Annotated in this window: 17 protein-coding genes; 2 read left to right on the top strand and 15 right to left on the bottom strand. The window is 50.2% G+C overall.

Annotated elements, in window-relative coordinates; genetic code table 11:
* From E6C74_RS04500 to E6C74_RS04485, 4 genes are all read right to left on the bottom strand, one after another.
* The gene (locus E6C74_RS04500; RefSeq protein ID WP_136483501.1) at positions 1-831 is read right to left on the bottom strand and encodes a PhzF family phenazine biosynthesis protein; all 831 of its coding nucleotides are present in this window, start codon (positions 829-831) and stop codon (positions 1-3) included.
* A gap of 46 nt (positions 832-877) precedes the next feature.
* Complete coding sequence (locus E6C74_RS04495; protein WP_136483500.1) at positions 878-1225, bottom strand: RidA family protein; 348 nt, start codon at positions 1223-1225, stop codon at positions 878-880.
* A gap of 125 nt (positions 1226-1350) precedes the next feature.
* The gene (locus E6C74_RS04490) at positions 1351-2265 is read right to left on the bottom strand and encodes a LysR family transcriptional regulator (protein ID WP_168796953.1); all 915 of its coding nucleotides are present in this window, start codon (positions 2263-2265) and stop codon (positions 1351-1353) included.
* Positions 2266-2426: 161 nt separating this feature from the next.
* Complete coding sequence (locus tag E6C74_RS04485; protein WP_136483499.1) at positions 2427-2819, bottom strand: helix-turn-helix domain-containing protein; 393 nt, start codon at positions 2817-2819, stop codon at positions 2427-2429.
* A 114-nt stretch (positions 2820-2933) separates the two neighbouring features.
* Here E6C74_RS04485 and namA point away from each other — a divergent pair, with 114 nt between their 5' ends.
* Complete coding sequence (gene namA, locus E6C74_RS04480; protein WP_136483498.1) at positions 2934-4019, top strand: NADPH dehydrogenase NamA; 1086 nt, start codon at positions 2934-2936, stop codon at positions 4017-4019.
* Between the two features lie 384 nt (positions 4020-4403).
* Here namA and E6C74_RS04475 read toward each other — a convergent pair whose 3' ends face one another.
* From E6C74_RS04475 to guaB, 3 genes are all read right to left on the bottom strand, one after another.
* A complete protein-coding gene (locus E6C74_RS04475; protein WP_136483497.1) occupies positions 4404-4655 on the bottom strand; it encodes a hypothetical protein in 252 nt (83 codons plus the stop codon).
* 76 nt (positions 4656-4731) lie between these two features.
* Positions 4732-6285 (bottom strand): glutamine-hydrolyzing GMP synthase, encoded by a 1554-nt coding sequence (gene guaA / locus E6C74_RS04470; protein WP_136483496.1) that lies wholly within the window; start codon positions 6283-6285, stop codon positions 4732-4734.
* 146 nt (positions 6286-6431) lie between these two features.
* Entirely contained in the window at positions 6432-7895 is a 1464-nt protein-coding gene (guaB, locus tag E6C74_RS04465; protein ID WP_136483495.1) for an IMP dehydrogenase, read from the bottom strand.
* Positions 7896-8063: 168 nt separating this feature from the next.
* On the opposite strand from guaB, the gene xseA reads away from it, so the two are divergent.
* Positions 8064-9449: an exodeoxyribonuclease VII large subunit gene (gene xseA / locus E6C74_RS04460; protein ID WP_136483494.1), complete on the top strand. Its 1386-nt coding sequence runs from the start codon at positions 8064-8066 to the stop codon at positions 9447-9449.
* On the opposite strand, the gene E6C74_RS04455 is transcribed toward xseA, so the two are convergent.
* From E6C74_RS04455 to E6C74_RS04420, 8 genes are all read right to left on the bottom strand, one after another.
* Positions 9450-9674: a zinc ribbon domain-containing protein gene (locus tag E6C74_RS04455; RefSeq protein WP_136483493.1), complete on the bottom strand. Its 225-nt coding sequence runs from the start codon at positions 9672-9674 to the stop codon at positions 9450-9452.
* 356 nt (positions 9675-10030) lie between these two features.
* Positions 10031-10912: an alanyl-tRNA editing protein gene (locus E6C74_RS04450; protein ID WP_136483492.1), complete on the bottom strand. Its 882-nt coding sequence runs from the start codon at positions 10910-10912 to the stop codon at positions 10031-10033.
* Positions 10913-10990: 78 nt separating this feature from the next.
* Positions 10991-12475 (bottom strand): ribosome biogenesis GTPase Der, encoded by a 1485-nt coding sequence (gene der / locus E6C74_RS04445; RefSeq protein ID WP_136483491.1) that lies wholly within the window; start codon positions 12473-12475, stop codon positions 10991-10993.
* Between the two features lie 175 nt (positions 12476-12650).
* Positions 12651-13811 carry an outer membrane protein assembly factor BamB gene (bamB, locus tag E6C74_RS04440; RefSeq protein WP_136483490.1) on the bottom strand — a complete coding sequence of 387 codons (1161 nt, stop codon included), beginning with the start codon at positions 13809-13811 and terminating at the stop codon, positions 12651-12653.
* Between the two features lie 12 nt (positions 13812-13823).
* The gene (locus E6C74_RS04435) at positions 13824-14438 is read right to left on the bottom strand and encodes a YfgM family protein (RefSeq protein ID WP_136483489.1); all 615 of its coding nucleotides are present in this window, start codon (positions 14436-14438) and stop codon (positions 13824-13826) included.
* 38 nt (positions 14439-14476) lie between these two features.
* Positions 14477-15745, bottom strand: a complete 1269-nt coding sequence (gene hisS, locus E6C74_RS04430) for a histidine--tRNA ligase (protein ID WP_136483488.1) — start codon at positions 15743-15745, stop codon at positions 14477-14479.
* A 25-nt stretch (positions 15746-15770) separates the two neighbouring features.
* On the bottom strand, positions 15771-16889 hold the full coding sequence (gene ispG / locus E6C74_RS04425; RefSeq protein WP_136483487.1) for a flavodoxin-dependent (E)-4-hydroxy-3-methylbut-2-enyl-diphosphate synthase: 1119 nt from the start codon (positions 16887-16889) through the stop codon (positions 15771-15773).
* 8 nt (positions 16890-16897) lie between these two features.
* Entirely contained in the window at positions 16898-17827 is a 930-nt protein-coding gene (locus E6C74_RS04420; RefSeq protein WP_136483486.1) for a RodZ domain-containing protein, read from the bottom strand.

Genomic DNA, 17827 nt, shown 5'->3' with positions numbered 1-17827 from the left:
TCAGCTAAGCAATCGTGCGCTGCCTGACACTTTGATCCCAGAGCCAATTTGAGGTGAGATCTCAGCGGTTAAGCGTGAAGGCATACCCATATCTTCCCCTTGATAAATCACGATAGATCCCTGATGAGGCCAAGTGATATCTCTGAGATATCCAGAAAGTGCTGCTGCCGCCGCTCCGGTTGCAGGGTCTTCAAATACTCCTCCAACAGGAAACGGATTTCGCGAGTGGAATACTTGATTCTGTTCAGCGTAAATCAGGTTGAATGTCACCAGCTTTTCTCGAAGAGATAAATAACGGCCATCTTCTTGGTTATACTGCATCGCTTGCAATGTTTGTCTGTCTTTTAAGGCAAGGATCAAGTGATCTCCACCGCCATGAGCTATCGCTGGTGGAATTCGTAGATCAAGATCTGCCTCACTGAGGCCAAATAAAGCGAGGGCTTCAGAGAGTAATTCCTTACCAATTGGGCGGCTATGAGTAGGTGGAGAGATAAATGAAGCCCCCCAGTCCTGCTCAGAGAAGTAGCCTTCGACACTGATTTGCGCGTGATTGAGTGTTAATTGAAAGGTTCCAGGCCCAAAATCTCGCGCAAGAGCGGAGCCGAGCGCAATGGTTGCATGACCGCAAAAGTCTACTTCAACTTCTGGTGAAAAATACCGAACTCGCCAACCTGCATCGTTAGGAGCTGCAAATACAGTTTCCGAATAACCAATCTCTGCTGCCAATGTTTGCATGGTTTTGGTGTCAGGCATCAATTCACATAGAACAACGCCGGCGGGATTTCCCCCTTCTGAACCGTTTGAGAATGCAGCAATACGCTGAATATTCATAATATTTTTCTCCGAAATTAGGGAATTACAAAGATATGCCAATATCTCAACGGGTAAGCGGTTCAAAGGAAGCTACTAGGTCTATTTCAACCAAAGCATCTTCAAGAGCCAGTTGTGAGATAACGGTAGAACGAGTTGGCAAATGGTCGCCAAATGCGTTGGCAAATGCGGCATCAAATTTCTGAAAATTATTTCGCTCGGTAATCCATACGCCGGCTTTTACGACGTTTTCTGGCCCCAAATTATATTCAGCCAGGACCTTAAACTGATGAGCAAGAATTAAAGCTGTCTGCTCTTCAACATCACCATGGATTTTGCCGTTGCTATCGAAAGCAAGCTGGCCGGATAAGAACAGTAATGAGCCTGATTTTATTGCTGGGGAAAGGTGTGGCATATTGAGATCTCCTTTGATTATCTTCTGGAGACGATTGTGTCAACATGCACTGTGGGAGGCAATATCTTAAATTTGCACAATACTCATGCATTGTTTGCATGAATTATACTTAAAGGTAGCACTAACTATTTCCATGGTGCTGGCTGAAATAGCTGTGAAATCCATTCACCAAATGCGTCTGTGCGAGCTGATACATAGTGACGCGACGCTCGAACCAGATAAATTCCTCCATCGCTATCAAAATGCCATTGCGGCATTAGTTGCACTAAGGTCCCTGTATGTATGTCTCGAGCAACAAGCCACTCTCCGGCGCCAAGTATTCCAATGCCAGCCCGTGCCGCTTCTAGCATGGCGATACTATCGTTAGTGACTAATGTTCCGTTGGTACGAACCATAGCTAGTTGCTGTCTATCGGAAAGGCGCCATATTGGGTAGGAGTGAAGACTTGGGTTACCGATACAGTTGTGCTCAAGTAGTTGGTCTGGCTCTAGAGGCGTTCCATGCCGTTGCAAATAATTAGGTGACGCAACGAGAATTCGTTTATGACTGGTCAGCTTACGTGCAACGAGACGACTGTCGGTTAGATGCCCAATTCGAATAGCAGCATCAAATCCACCTTCAATAAGATCGACATAATCATCGCTATAGTTAATATCCAGTTCTAGCTTTGGATATTCCGCCATAAATTCAGGAATTCTCGGTGCTAACCACAAACGGCCCATCGTGGCTGGAAATGCTAGTTTTAGTCTCCCACTCAGATTACTCGCGTTTTCAGTCGCTTCTTCTTGCGCTTCCTCTATAAGGTCAGTCGCTACCCTATATTTATCAGCGAGACGTTTGCCTGTATCCGTTAGTTGAACTTGACGTGTCGTGCGTTCAACCAGACGAACACCAAGTCGGGCCTCCAATGAAGCGATACGTTTAGAAATAATGGTAGGATGTCGTCCAATTGCTTTTCCGGCTGCGGCAAAAGTTCCGTTAACAGCAACGGCTAGCAGTGCCGCAACTTCATCAATATGTTGGCTGTTTATTTTCATCATAAATAGGGGCCTGCAGTCTGGTAAACACCTGCGGAATTGTACGGAATCTGCTAGTGTTTTAATAATATACTAGGTAACGTCCTGATTTTTTCCTGTTTAGGTTAGCGATTCAGGAATTAAATATATCGAATAATTCTGGAACAGTATTATTCCATTGAATTTTAAGGCAACAACGTTTTTTTTAGTTCGTCAAGATCCTCTTCAATTGCTGTTTTCAACCCTCGTTTTTCTAGCCATTGCCTACCCCATATACTTAAATCCAAAACAAGCTTATTTAGTTCCCTCCCCTCTTCACTGAGTGAATACTCAACCTTCGGCGGAACGACAGCATAAACCTTGCGCAGAACTAGTCCATCTTCTTCCAGCTCGCGTAGCTGCTTCGTAAGTAATCGTTGATTAATACTAGGCATAAAACGTTGTAGTTCACTAAAGCGGAGGGTTCCATCTTTGAAGAGATGATAAAGGATAACTCCTTTCCATTTTCCTCCCATGATATGAAGGGCCGCCTCCATGGAGCACCCTGGGGCTGAATCGTAGTTGCGTAATTTCTTCATGTTCACCTCTAAGTTACCTTTAGGTAAGTATATGTATTTTTTTACTGTATTTAATAATTTTGTTTATATGTTAGTTTGATTAGCCTTAATAGCAAGTCACTTTCTGGAGTAATAATGTCAACCTTACTTTTTGAACCAATTACCATCAATGGTATTGAGTTTCGCAACCGTATTGCGATGTCTCCCATGTGCATGCACTCGGCGTCAGATAACGGGCATATTAATGATTTCCATGTAGTCCATTATGGTGCTCGAGCCCTTGGAGGAGCAGGCCTCATCATGCTGGAGACAGCCTCCGTATTACCTAATGGACCCATTGGACCTGGTGACATAGGCATATGGGATGATAGTCATATTGAAGGTCTATCACGGGTGACTAGCGCAATTCATCGTTTCGGTTCCAAAGCGGGTGCACAAATTGGTCATGCTGGGCGTCAACTGGGTATTGACTTACCTTCAATTGCACCTTCTGCGATTCCTTTTACTTCTGATTCTCGAGTACCACAAGCTATGACTGTCGATCAAATTAAAGAGGTCGTTGAAGCATTTCGCCAAGGTGCTCGCCGCGCTCGTGAAGCCAGTTTCGATGTAATTGAAATTCACTGTGCACACGGATATTTATTGAATCAGTTTTTGTCACCATTGGCGAATAAACGTACGGATGAGTATGGTGGGAACCAGGAAAACCGCTATCGCATTGTGCGTGAAGTTATTGATGCAGTGCGGAGAGAGTGGGACGGCCCACTATTCCTTCGTATCTCTTCTACAGATTATGCTGAAGGCGGTAATCGGCCTGAGGATTTTCTCGTTTACGGTAAGTGGATGAAGGAGCAAGGTATTGATCTTATCGATTGTTCAACTGGCGGTATTGCTATGGTTGACGTAAACACTTATCCGAACTATCAGGTTCCTGCGGCTGAACTTCTTCGTCGAGAGTTGGACATTAAAACAGGTGCTGTTGGGCTTATCGAAACTGGTCGTCAGGCGGAAGAAATTTTACAAAATGGTCGTGCAGATTTTGTTTTTGTTGGCCGAGATATGCTCAAAGACCCTTTCTGGGCTCGTAGCGCAGCTGATGATCTAAAAGTGGCTATTTCAGTGCCACCACAATACACTCGTTACGGCTCTGGCTGGCAGCGGTCACAACCAAGATTACCTGCCGCCCCATTAGATATAACAGTAGAGTGCACGAACACCTGATATTCAGGGTTCGATACATTGCGGTGTCTTACCATCAATGAAATACAGTGAACTGTAATGTTATCCCCCTGATAGGGCATATCAAGGGGATAACCTCGTTGAAAAAACAGATTGATAAATCAGTTGCAATGAACCTTATCTTAATGCCTGCTAAATCGGAAACAATAGATTCAAATGTCGTAAAACCACAATCAAATCATAAGAATCTAAACCACTCTTTAAACAATTCAATACCAGCAGTGATTCATCAATTTCTAAACTGGTAAACCACTTGGCAAAACTTTGTCCAGATATAAATTGCATTTTCTATGGCGCATAGCATAGGGGTCAGAGGTACATGAAGATAAGAGCCGGTGCACCATCACCGGCCCGTGTGCTTTCTAACTACTTGCGTCGACCAAACGGCCAGCGTCTCATATTGTCGATTTGATCGACCGATCTCGTCATGTCCTTGTAGGCACGCCCGGCCAGCCTGTTTTGGAATACCTCCATTTTGTCGGCAATGGCTTTCATCTTCAGGCCGTGTCCGGTGCTGTGCAGCCACTGGCCCAAAAAGTAGAAAGCCAGCATCACAATGAACATCACGGCAAAGAAACCAAATACCTCTGCAAAGTTTTGAGGAAAGCAAAAATCCATAAAAAATGCCAGTCAGTAAAACTGACTGGCATTTCATTTATTTACAAAAGGCTTTATTAGCTATTTATGGCTAGCCCTACTCCCACTCGATCGTCGCTGGTGGCTTACCAGAGATGTCGTAAACAACGCGTGAGATGCCGTCAACTTCGTTGATGATACGGTTGGAAACCTTACCCAGGAAGTCGTATGGCAGGTGCGCCCAGTGCGCGGTCATGAAGTCGATGGTTTCCACTGCACGCAGTGAGACAACCCAGTCGTACTTACGGCCGTCGCCCATTACGCCAACAGAGCGAACTGGCAGGAATACAGTGAACGCTTGCGATACTTTGTTGTACAGATCGGCGGCATGCAGTTCTTCAATGAAGATAGCGTCCGCGCGACGCAGCAGGTCACAGTACTCTTTCTTGATCTCGCCCAGTACACGTACGCCCAGACCAGGACCTGGGAACGGGTGGCGGTACAGCATTTCGTATGGCAGACCCAGTTCCAGGCCGATCTTACGAACTTCGTCTTTGAACAGCTCACGCAGCGGCTCAACCAGACCCATTTGCATGTCTTCTGGCAGACCACCTACGTTGTGGTGCGATTTGATAACGTGTGCTTTACCGGTTTTTGATGCCGCAGACTCGATAACGTCAGGGTAAATAGTGCCCTGTGCCAGCCATTTCGCGTTGGCCAGTTTCTTCGACTCTTCGTCAAATACGTCCACGAACACGTGACCGATGGTCTTACGTTTTTCTTCCGGATCAGACTTGCCTTCCAGCGCTTTCAAGAAGCGAGCTTCCGCATCAATCTTGATGATGTTCAGGCCGAATTTATCGCCGAACATATCCATCACCTGCTGACCTTCGTTCAGGCGCAGCAGACCGTTGTCTACGAATACACACGTCAGCTTGTCACCGATAGCGCGGTGAACCAACATCGCAACCACAGATGAATCAACACCGCCAGACAGGCCCAGGATCACTTCGTCGTCGCCCACTTGCTCTTTAATGCGAGCAATTGCGTCTTCGATGATTGACTCAGAAGTCCACAGACGTTCACAACCACACACACCCAGCACAAAGTTTTCCAGCATCTGCTGACCTTGTTTGGTGTGAGTTACTTCTGGGTGGAACTGTACGCCGTAGTATTTCTTCTCTTCGTTGGCCATGGCCGCGTAAGGACAAGTGTCGGTCTCACCCACTTTCACGAAGTCAGCAGGGATCTCAACGACTTTATCACCGTGGCTCATCCACACATCTTGTGTTTCAGCCAGATCTTTAAACAGCGCAGACTCGCCAGATACTTTTACCTGTGCGTAGCCAAATTCACGCTCGTTTGAGCCAGCGACTTTACCGCCCAGTTGTTCTGCCATGGTTTGCATGCCGTAACATACACCCAGTACAGGAACACCTGAGTCGAATACGTATTGAGGTGCGCGTGGCGAGTTCAGTTCAGTCACGCTTTCCGGGCCACCAGACAGGATGATACCGTCCGGATTGAATTCACGAATATCCGCTTCTTCAACGTCCCAGCTCCACAGTTCACAGTAAACACCGATTTCACGGACACGACGAGCTACCAGCTGAGTGTACTGAGAACCGAAGTCCAGGATCAGAATACGTTGGTCATGAATATTTTTAGTCATTTTGAGCAGTCTTATAAGCTAGGTTATTAAAACAGAGGCGAGTGTACCCGCCTCTTCTTAATGCTTCAAGGGAAAAGCAAACGTTTACCTCAAGGGTATAAGCAGAAAAAACATGGCCAGTTTTACACTGGCCACATCATCATCACTTAACCGCGACGGTAGTTTGGCGCTTCCTTGGTAATTTGTACGTCATGTACATGAGACTCTTGCATACCTGCACCAGAGATACGAACAAATTCAGCTTTAGTACGCATATCTTCAATCGTTGCAGAGCCAGTCAGACCCATGCTTGAACGCAGACCACCCATTTGCTGGTGAACGATCTCTTTCAGACGACCTTTGTATGCGATACGACCTTCAATGCCTTCAGGAACCAGCTTGTCTGCCGCGTTGTCGGACTGGAAGTAACGGTCAGAAGAACCCTGAGACATCGCGCCCAGAGACCCCATGCCACGGTAAGCTTTGTAAGAACGGCCGTTGTAAAGAATCACTTCGCCCGGTGCTTCTTCAGTACCCGCGAACATAGAACCAACCATTACGCAAGATGCGCCGGCCGCGATAGCTTTACAGATGTCACCCGAGAAACGGATACCGCCGTCAGCGATAACCGGGATACCGTATTGGTTCGCCACTTCTGAAGCATCTGCGATCGCGCTGATCTGAGGCACACCCACACCAGTGACAATACGAGTCGTACAGATAGAGCCAGGGCCGATACCCACTTTTACTGCGCTCACGCCAGCTTCAATCAGCGCTTTCGCGCCAGCCGCTGTTGCAACGTTACCGCCGATGATGTCCAGGTCAGGGTAAGTTGCGCGAGTATCACGGATACGTTGCAGAACACCTTCAGAGTGGCCGTGTGAAGAGTCGATCAACAGAACGTCAACCCCCGCTTCAACCAGGGCTGCAACACGTGCTTCGTTACCCGCGCCGGCACCCACAGCAGCACCAACGCGCAGACGACCACGTGCATCTTTACATGCATGTGGCTTACGCTCGGCTTTGTGGAAGTCTTTTGCGGTGATCATACCGGTCAGTTGGAAGTCGTCGTTAACAACCAGAACTTTCTCAACACGTGCTTCGTGCATTTTTTCCTGCACTTCTGCGCGGGTTGCACCTTCTTTCACTGAAGCCAGACGCTCTTTTGGAGTCATCACAACAGACACTTTCTTGTTCAGGTCGGTGACGAAACGTACGTCACGACCCGTGATGATACCTACCAGCTCGTTGCTTTCAGTGACGACCGGGAAACCGGCAAAACCGTGTTTTTCAGTCAGAGCAACCACATCAGCGATAGTCGCGTCAGGGTTGACGGTGACAGGATCCGTTACCACGCCCGCTTCGAATTTCTTCACGGTACGAACTTCAGCAGCTTGCTGCTCAATCGACATGTTCTTGTGGATAAAGCCAATGCCACCTTCCTGAGCCAGAGCGATAGCCAGACGAGCTTCCGTCACGGTATCCATCGACGCAGAAATCATTGGGATGTTCAGTTGGATGTTTTTCGTCAGCTGAGTGCGAAGATCAGCTGTATTTGGGAGAACGGTGGAGTGTGCTGGCACAAGTAGTACATCATCGAATGTCAGCGCTTCTTTGGCAATTCTTAGCATTTGCAATATCTCACAATTAATAGGAGTAAAAAGAACAATCCAAGCCTCATCGTTTCGCATAATGAGTTACAGCAGTGCTGTATTTGGATTAGATATTGCGGACGCATTATACGCCCAGAGCAATCGTTTGACCACACGTTTTTTCATTTTTTATTTGCATTACCCCCCTTGATATGTATTATATTGCCGCTAACTTCCATACTCACGTCTGAGAAACTTAGCGAGCCTTCCTTGACTAATCAAAACATCTACACCGTTTCACGCCTCAATGCTGAAGTCCGTTTATTACTGGAAAATGAAATGGGCGTGGTGTGGCTGATTGGTGAAATCTCCAACTTCTCCGCACCGGTTTCCGGTCACTGGTATCTGACCCTTAAAGACTCCCGCGCCCAGGTAAAATGTGCCATGTTCAAAGGCAATAACCGTATGGTGCGTTTTAAACCGCAAAACGGCCAGCAGGTACTGGTCAAGGCCCGTCTGTCGCTGTACGAACCGCGTGGCGACTACCAGTTGATTATTGAAAGTATGCAACCGGAAGGCGATGGTCGTCTGCAGCAGGAATTTGAACAGCTGAAGATGAAACTGGCCGGTGAAGGCCTGTTTGCCCACACGCTGAAGCAGCCTCTGCCGGAACATCCGCGCTGTGTCGGTATTATTACCTCCAAAACCGGTGCAGCCCTGCACGATATTCTCAACGTACTCAAACGACGCGATCCCAGCCTGCCGGTTATCATCTACCCGACACTGGTGCAGGGTGAAGAGGCGGCAATCAGTATCGCCCAGGCCATCGGCCGGGCCAATGCCCGTGCCGAATGTGATGTGCTGATCGTAGGTCGTGGTGGGGGTTCGCTGGAAGATCTATGGTGCTTTAACCATGAGATTGTCGCGCGGACTATCGCCGCCAGCCAGATCCCGATCATCAGTGCGGTCGGGCATGAAATTGATGTCACCATTGCCGACTTTGTCGCCGATGTGCGCGCCGCGACGCCGTCTGCTGCTGCTGAACTGGTCAGCCGCGACAACAGCCATAAGAAACAGGCGTTTCAGGGCTTTGAGCATAAACTGGCCAGCGCAATGCGCCACTACTTTGCCGGGCACAAAGCTCAGGTAAGCCGCCTGCAGTACCGTCTCGACAAGCAACATCCGATGTATCGTCTGCAGCGTCAGCAGCAGCAACTCGATGAGCTTACGATGCGCCTTGAGCGCGCCACGCAGCGCCAGCTCAGTTGTATCCGTCAGCACCTCAACAAACAGCAGCACCGTTTAGAGCTGCAATCACCGGATAAAACCCTGCGCGAGCAGAAATACACTCTGGCTCTGCGCGAGAGAGCGCTGCAGGAGGCGATGCAACGCCTGGTGACCCGTTCACAACACCGCTTTGCCCGTCTGGCCGACAAGCTCAATACCGTCAGTCCGCTGGCAACCCTATCGCGTGGCTACTCTATCACCCAAACCGAACACGGCAAGATTGTACGCCAGCCACAGGATGTGCAAACGGGCGACCGTCTGGTGACCCGTTTAGCCGATGGCGAGATCTATTCCATCGCCGAGTAATCACGCTTTCGCCCGCTGAAATTCAAATCGTACCCGTGATTTGGATTTCAGCTCATTGCACTGGTTGCAAAAATAGCTTGCCGCACCACATGCCTGCAATTTTTCCATTGCAGCAGCGCAATCCGGACAAAATCCGACTTTGTCAAAATAGCACTGACACGGCTTGCAGTAATAATGCCCATCCCATTCCAGCTCCTGCTTACAGCGGGGACAACTATTGTTCATACGCTTTCCTCTTCTGCTGCCTGTCACACCAGCCTGGTTATTCCCCACCCGATCTGATTGACTCAATTTATCCTGAGCTCATCCTGTGTGATCTCAGAACTGCAATCCATGATCTTTATCACAAGCGCTGCTGCTATGCCTATTTTTTACCCCAGTGCTTGCTATGCTGAGAGACAAAGATCGTCACCTGATCTTATGCTTTCTACATCTTGATCAGCGATCTACCCCGAAAAGAACATTTATATCACCACACACCGAAAGCATAAGTTACATATTCTGCATTTGGATTTTAAACAAAATTAAAATCTTAAAATAAATTTATACAGATCAAAAAACAGGATTTAATAAAAAGATCATTATTCCGAAGTATGATTTACACGAGTGTGCATTTCGATATGCTGCTCATCGCGCTGCGTCAGCCGAACCTGCAGGCTGCTAAACTCGGTCAGACTCGCGGAATGCGTTCCGCCACAAGGGATCACGGCCAGATTCCCCTCCTGCAGATCACACTGCCAGTAACGGGAATCGGTCAGATGTTCCCCTTCGCAGCGCATAGTGATCTGCGCCTCGGTCGCCAGCCAGTTCGCTAACTGCTGATTAACCTTATTCTCTATTTCAGCCAGATCCAGCAGCATATTCTCACTGTTTAAACCTCTTTTACGGAGTGTTTTACCAAGGCGGTAAGTATCCAGGCAGCTATCCTGGTCAACAAAGCTGGTGACCTGAGCGTAACTGTTGAAATCACAATGGCCGTGCGGGTCTTTCCGTTCGGCATCTTTACGCCAGTAGCCAGCGGCCAGCACCTTATTCAGCGCCAGATAGGCAAGATGACCGGCACTGTGACCGCGGCTCAAACTGTGTTGGTACTCCTCATCCACACTCAGTACCACGTCCTCACCGACGCTGACTATGCTGTCAGACGCCTCAATTACATGCACCACTACAAACACCCAGCCCGGCTCATCGCGTTTAACCGGAATCGCCTGACCGACATACAGCTCGCCGCTCGCCAGTTCAATCGCCCCCACCTGGCAATCCGTCACCGCATAGCTCGCTAAAGCCGTGCTCAGGGTGCCACGATCTGCAGGATGATCCGGCCAGATGTGGCTGACCGGATGAAACGGGGTCCGCGCGGTAACAACATACAACTGGTCGCCCTGGAGCTGAATCTTCTGTACCGGGCTCGACAGGCTGAAAATAGCTTGAGTAAAAGTAATCTGGGTTGGGGTGTAAGACATAATAACTTCTCTGCAAAACGAAATGGAAAAACTCGGCGCTTAAGATAGCAAAAAGCCCGGCGATTGCCGGGCTTGAGTTTATTTTTTGCGACCTTTCATCATGGTCATAAGACGCTTACGTTTACGCTCTTGCGATAACGTCATCTTATTGGTTTTACCCTCAAACGGGTTTTCGCTGTTCTGGAACTGAATACGAATTGGCGTACCCATGATGTCCAGCGACTTACGGTAATAGTTCATCAGATAACGTTTGTACGAATCTGGCAGTTCGTTCACCTGGTTACCGTGAATCACAATGATTGGCGGGTTGTAACCACCGGCGTGCGCGTATTTCAGCTTCACACGGCGTCCGCGTACCATTGGCGGCTGGTGATCGTCGGTCGCCATTTTCATAATACGGGTCAGAACTGACGTACCAACACGGGTCGTTGCCGAGCGATACGCTTCCTGCACCGATTCAAACAGGTGACCAACACCTGTACCGTGCAGGGCCGAGATAAAGTGGATACGGGCGAAATCAACGAAACCCAGACGACGATCCAGCTCTTTCTTAACGCGCTCTTTGACGTCAATGTCCAGGCCGTCCCACTTGTTAACCGCAATCACGATTGAACGACCGGCATTAAGAGCAAAGCCCAGCAAGCTCAGATCCTGGTCAGAAATGTTTTCGCGCGCATCAACCACCAGCAGCACAACGTTGGCATCTTCGATCGCTTTCAGGGTTTTGACCACTGAGAACTTCTCAACCGTTTCGTTGATGCGCTTACGGCGACGGACACCCGCGGTGTCGATCAGAACGTATTCACGTTCATCGCGTTTCATCGGGATATAAATCGAATCACGCGTCGTACCCGGCATATCGTACACCACCACACGCTCTTCACCGAGGATACGGTTGGTCAGGGTCGATTTACCCACGTTCGGACGACCGATGATCGCCAGTTTGATTGGCTGATCCTGCAGGCGCTGATACGCTTGCTCGGCTTCTTCTTCGGTGTAATCCAGCTGCTCTTCTTCTACGTCGACCATACCGGTCAGATCGTTCAGCTGGGCCTGCTCTTCCTGCATCTGCTCAGCCACAGGGCTTAGCACGCGGTCAATCAGCGCGCCGACACCACGACCGTGGGCCGCAGCGATCTGGTACATGTTGTCCACGCCAAGTTGCCAGAATTCCGCACTGGCCGCATCGGCATCAATACCATCCACTTTGTTCACCACCAGCACAGCGTTCTTTTCAACGCGGCGCAGGTGGGCAGCAATCGCTTCATCTGCCACCGTCAGGCCGGCACGACCGTCAACCAGGAACAGAACGACATCGGCTTCATCAATCGCAGCCAGAGACTGCTGAGCCATTTTGGTTTCCACACCTTCTTCGGTGCCGTCGATACCGCCGGTATCGATCACGATAAATTCATGCTCACCCAGTTTCGCCTGACCATACTTACGGTCACGAGTCAGACCAGGAAAGTCCGCTACCAGTGCATCTCGTGTGCGGGTGAGTCGGTTAAACAGTGTCGATTTACCTACATTAGGACGCCCAACAAGAGCAACTACAGGTATCATAACAACCTCTACAATATTCATTTCTTATGTAGTTATAGGTAAACACTCGAGCCCAAGCGTTAAATTTTTAACTATAACCACAAGTTTGTTTTGACTAGACGGATAATAATCCGGGCAATAAAAGGCTCCTGGCCGTTACCAGCCAGGAGCCTTTTGTGAATTATATCACGAATTATTAATTGATCTTGAGTTTCTTTATGTCGCCGTCGCGGGTCATCACCAGATAACCGTCATCGAGTGCCAGCGGTGCCACAGCGAAACCGCTGTCGTCCACCAGTTGCTGGGCAACAAAATCACCGCTGCTGCGGTCAATCCAGTGCAGATAACCTTCACTGTCACCGACCACCAGGTAACCATCGATCAGAGTCGGCGCCGTCAGCTGACGGTTTTGCAATTTATCGTTGCTCCACAGCTCAGTACCGCTGCGCGCATCAACCGCCACCACGTGATCTTTATCCGTCACCAGGAACAGGTTTGAACCGTCACTCGCCAGATCAATCGCAGATGAGTAATTGCGCTTCCACATCGGTTTACCCGAACGCAGGTCAATCGCAATCAGCTGACCGTTGAACCCAATCGTGTACAAGGTCGCACCGATGATCAGCGGCGATGAATCCACATCGACCAGACGATCAATCTCAGTTGCGCCTTTCGGCTGACCAACCGGCTGCTGCCAAATCATCTGACCGCGTTCAATGATCGCGGCCGCCAGACGGCCGGCAGATGTCCCCCAGAACACACCGCCGGAAGCCGTAGCCGGGCGGCTGTCACCACGCAGAGTCAGGGTTGGTACTTCAGTACTGATGGTCCATTGCTGTTCACCGCTTTCCGGATCGAGCGCCACCAGAGCGCCGCGGCTGGTATTAACCAGCACCAGGTTACTGTCAGCGACCGGAGCCGCCAGAACTTCACCTTCCACGCTGACGCGCCAGGCCAGTTTACCGCTCTCTTCATCAAGCGCGATCACTTCACCGTTTTCACTGCCAAGATAGATTTGGCCGTACGCCGAGCTGATACCACCGGACAATCGGGCCGGAGTGTCATTGTGCTCCAGTTCCGCTTCCCATAGGGTTTTACCGTTTTTCGGATCGAGCGCTTTCACTTCCCCGTCACGGCTGGCGACAAACACTTTATCGTACGCGTAATCCGGCGCAAGCTTTGAGAAGTAATGACCGACACCGTCACCCACGGAGCTGCTCCACTGAGATTCAGGTGTAAATGCACTTTTCACCACCGGCACAGGCGCCATGATGATGTTTTCTTCTTCTCCAGCACAGCCGGCCAGTAAACCTACGACAGCCGCAGACAGGAGCACTTTGTTGAACATTTTTTTCATCAAGGTGTGCCCTTATTTGGCCAGGTCATCCAGTTTCATTTGCAGAGTCTGACTTGCGTCATCCGCCTGCTGCGCTTCGCTGTAAGCTGCATAAGCACCGGCTTTGTCACCGCTGCGCAGGGCGATATCACCGCGCAATTCAGCCACACGACCGGTCCAGCCGTTTTCAGTGATGCTGTCCAGCTCACTCAGAGCCGCTGAGTAGTCACCCTGCTCTGCCAGCACGCGAGCCACACGGTAAGTAATCACCGGTTTCAGCGCTGCATCCTGGGTCGTTGACTGGGCCCATTTCAGTTGCGCCAGAGCTTCATCAAGCTGCTTCGCTTCAACCTGCACTTTAGCCAGTTGCAGCGCTGCCAGCACGGCGTATTCAGATTCTTTGTTGCCATCAATAAATTGCTGTACGTCAGCTTCGCCCTCTGCACCTTTCGAGGCCAGAGTCGTCATTGCGGCCGTGTAACTTGCGGATGCGGCTTCCTGCGCTTCAGAGACAGAGTCCTGATAAAAACGCCAGCCAAACAGACCACCCAAGCCGATCACTGCGCCAAAGATGACGGCTTTACCGTTCTCTTTCCACCAATCTTTGATCGCTTCAACTTGTTGTTCTTCAGTATCGTAGAGTTCCACTTCCTGTCCTCTTAGTATGAAATCTCAAAAATTAGCGTTTAGACGAGGTGCGCCAGTTTGGCTGCGATCTCGGTTTGCGATACGGTTTCCTGTTCGCCACCGGCCAGATCTTTCAGTACCACAGTACCGTCTGCCACTTCGTTTTCACCCAGTACCAGAGCGACTGCCGCGCCGACTTTGTCTGCACGTTTGAACTGTTTCTTAAAGTTGCCGCCACCAAAGTGAGTCATCACACGCAGGCCAGGAACCGTCTCACGTAACTGCTCAGCCAGCTGCATGCCCGCAGTCAGGGTACCTTCACCCGCGGTCACCATGTACACATCGACATTGCGACGCACTTCGTTCAGTTCCAGGGTTTCCATCATCAGAACCAGACGCTCAAGGCCCATGGCGAAACCGACTGCCGGCGTTGCTTTACCGCCCAACTGCTCAACCAGACCGTCGTAACGACCACCGCCACAAACTGTGCCCTGGGAACCCAGGCTTTCAGTGATCCATTCAAATACAGTACGGTTGTAGTAATCCAGACCACGTACTAAACGCTCATTAACGGTGTATTCGATACCCGCCGCGTCGAGAAGTTCACACAAACCGGCAAAATGTTGTTTTGATTCAGCATCCAGGAAATCAGACAGCTTAGGCGCTTCACCCAAAATTGCCTGGACATCCGGATTTTTAGAGTCCAGCACACGCAGCGGGTTGGTGTACATGCGACGTTTACAATCATCGTCCAGCACATCCTGATACTGCTCAAGGTATTCAATCAGCGCGCTGCGGTATTCCGCGCGTGCTTCCAGAGAACCGATTGAGTTCAGCTCCAGACGCACATACTTGGAGATGCCCATATCGCGCCACATGCGTGCAGTCATCATGATCAGTTCCGCATCCACATCCGGACCATCCAGACCAAATACCTCAACCCCACACTGGTGGAACTGACGGTAACGGCCTTTCTGCGGACGCTCGTGACGGAACATCGGACCCATGTACCACAGACGCTGTTCCTGGTTGTAAAGCAGACCGTTTTCGATACCTGAACGAACACAGCCCGCAGTCCCCTCAGGACGCAGCGACAGGCTGTCGCCATTGCGGTCTTCGAAGGTGTACATCTCTTTTTCCACCACGTCGGTGACTTCACCGATAGCGCGGCTGAACAGATGGGTCATCTCAACGATTGGCATGCGCACTTCGTTGTAACCGTATGCGCTGATCACGTTTTTCACGATGCCTTCCACTTTTTGCCAAAGCGGAGACTGAGAAGGGAGGCAGTCGTTCATGCCTCGGATTGCTTGAATAGTCTTTGCCACAGTAAATTACCGTATATCGTTGAGATTAATCTTGTTGTTTCACGTCGATGCGGTTGTTTGCATCTAACACAGCGGCTTTAGCGCGAATTTTGGCTTCCAGACGATCAACCAGATCATCGTTGTCAAAACGCTCTTTCTGACGCACGCCATCTTCGTAAAACGCACTTTTCTTGTTGCTGCCTGCCAGACCTAAATGCGACACCTCCGCCTCACCCGGACCGTTGACCACACAGCCGATGATAGACACATCCATCGGGGTCAGCACGTCTTCCAGGCGCTGCTCGAGCGCGTTGACAGTCCCGATCACATCAAACTCCTGACGTGAGCAGCTTGGGCAGGCGATAAAGTTGATTCCCCGCGAGCGGATACGCAGCGATTTGAGGATATCAAAACCGACTTTGATCTCTTCCACCGGATCAGCGGCGAGCGAGATACGCAGCGTGTCACCAATGCCTTCCGCCAGCAGCATGCCAAGACCGACCGATGATTTCACTGCGCCAGCACGGGCACCGCCCGCTTCGGTAATCCCCAGGTGCAGCGGCTGGTCGATCTTCTTCGCCAGCAGGCGGTAAGAGTCGACGGCCAGGAACACATCCGAGGCTTTAACACTGACTTTGAACTGGTCGAAGTTAAGACGATCAAGAATATCAACATGACGCATCGCCGATTCAACCAGCGCTTCAGGCGTTGGTTCGCCGTATTTCATCTGGATATCTTTTTCCAGAGAACCACCGTTGACACCGATACGGATAGGAATGCCTTTGTCGCGCGCACAATCCACCACGGAGCGGATACGACCTTCGTTACCGATATTGCCCGGGTTGATGCGCAGACAGTCAACACCGTACTCCGCCACTTTAAGCGCGATACGGTAGTCGAAGTGAATATCGGCCACCAAAGGCACCGATACCTGTTGTTTAATCTGACGGAACGCTTCCGCCGCGTCCATGGTCGGAACCGAGACACGCACAATGTCGGCTCCCACATTTTCCAACGCCTTGATTTGTGCAACCGTCGCAGCCACATCTGTGGTGCGGGTGTTGGTCATGGATTGTACGGCGATAGGCGCGCCGTCGCCAATAGGCACGTTACCCACGTAAATGCGTGTCGATGGGCGACGTTTGATAGGAGACTCGTGTTGCATAGTAATGTCTAAGGTAAGGTGAATCGTGCTACTTTGCCTGAAGTATACCCAGAAAGGTCGACAGGTTCACTCGCAAATGTCACTGACACGCCTTCCGGAGCACCAAGAATCACTTGCAACGGCTTTTCACCACGCAGATTCAGCGTCTGGCCGGCTTTTTTAATGCCGGTTGACAGGGTTTTACCGCTTGCGTCTTTGACCTGAATCCAGCAATCGGCAGTAAAGTTCAGGGTCAGCAGATTAGCCACGGCCTGTTCAGTCGTGGTGGACTCTTCAGGCATCGCTTGTTCAGAAACAACTTGTTCAGAAGCAACTGGCTCATCTGCGACTGGTTGCGGCTCTTCAGCCATATCGGTGTCCGCAACCATTTCTGCAGCATCGCTGTCTTGTGCAGCAGAGATCTCATCATCCACACCGTTGATGGTCGCAAAATCCGGCTGCATCTCATCGCTGTTGCCTGCCACGGTGCTTTCCACCACGGCAGACACCGCATCAGCAGCGCTATCCGGCTTCAAGGTATCCTGCTCGTTATTTTGCCACCACCACAGAGAAGACATACCAATGATCACCAGCAGGATGATCCAGGTAATGGTCATGATACGGCTATCGTGCTTGTCACGCTTGGTCTTTTTAGAAAAGCTTTGCATGGTCTGCTCTTGAGGTTGCAGCCCTTCCATCGCTTCGAAAGCATCCACGATTTCGCTTTCTGATAAGCCAACGGCTTTGGCGTAGGAGCGCAGGTAACCGCGGGTAAATGTCGCCACCAGGTCGGACTTAAAATTATTGTCTTCCAGATTCTGGATAATGGTGATGCGCAGTCGCAGACGATCCGCGACCTGCTTTTGCGTTAAGCCCAGAGCTTCGCGCTTTTGCTTAAGAAGTGTTCCTGGTTGTACGTGTGGCGTGCTTGGTGTGAGGTTGTCTTGTTCTGTGTTCAT

The organism is Vibrio sp. H11 (genome assembly GCF_004804295.1).
In the GTDB taxonomy this organism is placed as follows: Bacteria; Pseudomonadota; Gammaproteobacteria; order Enterobacterales; family Vibrionaceae; genus Vibrio; species Vibrio ostreae.
This window is presented reverse-complemented; position numbering and strand designations above follow the sequence as displayed.

What these genes read in the sequence shown, in the direction of transcription:
- E6C74_RS04500 (WP_136483501.1), bottom strand. Translation starts at nt 831, where the DNA reads ATGAATATTCAGCGTATTGCTGCATTCTCAAACGGTTCAGAAGGGGGA.
- E6C74_RS04495 (WP_136483500.1), bottom strand. Translation starts at nt 1,225, where the DNA reads ATGCCACACCTTTCCCCAGCAATAAAATCAGGCTCATTACTGTTCTTA.
- E6C74_RS04490 (WP_168796953.1), bottom strand. Translation starts at nt 2,265, where the DNA reads ATGATGAAAATAAACAGCCAACATATTGATGAAGTTGCGGCACTGCTA.
- E6C74_RS04485 (WP_136483499.1), bottom strand. Translation starts at nt 2,819, where the DNA reads ATGAAGAAATTACGCAACTACGATTCAGCCCCAGGGTGCTCCATGGAG.
- namA (WP_136483498.1), top strand. Translation starts at nt 2,934, where the DNA reads ATGTCAACCTTACTTTTTGAACCAATTACCATCAATGGTATTGAGTTT.
- E6C74_RS04475 (WP_136483497.1), bottom strand. Translation starts at nt 4,655, where the DNA reads ATGGATTTTTGCTTTCCTCAAAACTTTGCAGAGGTATTTGGTTTCTTT.
- guaA (WP_136483496.1), bottom strand. Translation starts at nt 6,285, where the DNA reads ATGACTAAAAATATTCATGACCAACGTATTCTGATCCTGGACTTCGGT.
- guaB (WP_136483495.1), bottom strand. Translation starts at nt 7,895, where the DNA reads ATGCTAAGAATTGCCAAAGAAGCGCTGACATTCGATGATGTACTACTT.
- E6C74_RS04455 (WP_136483493.1), bottom strand. Translation starts at nt 9,674, where the DNA reads ATGAACAATAGTTGTCCCCGCTGTAAGCAGGAGCTGGAATGGGATGGG.
- E6C74_RS04450 (WP_136483492.1), bottom strand. Translation starts at nt 10,912, where the DNA reads ATGTCTTACACCCCAACCCAGATTACTTTTACTCAAGCTATTTTCAGC.
- der (WP_136483491.1), bottom strand. Translation starts at nt 12,475, where the DNA reads ATGATACCTGTAGTTGCTCTTGTTGGGCGTCCTAATGTAGGTAAATCG.
- bamB (WP_136483490.1), bottom strand. Translation starts at nt 13,811, where the DNA reads ATGAAAAAAATGTTCAACAAAGTGCTCCTGTCTGCGGCTGTCGTAGGT.
- ispG (WP_136483487.1), bottom strand. Translation starts at nt 16,889, where the DNA reads ATGCAACACGAGTCTCCTATCAAACGTCGCCCATCGACACGCATTTAC.
- E6C74_RS04420 (WP_136483486.1), bottom strand. Translation starts at nt 17,827, where the DNA reads ATGAACACAGAACAAGACAACCTCACACCAAGCACGCCACACGTACAA.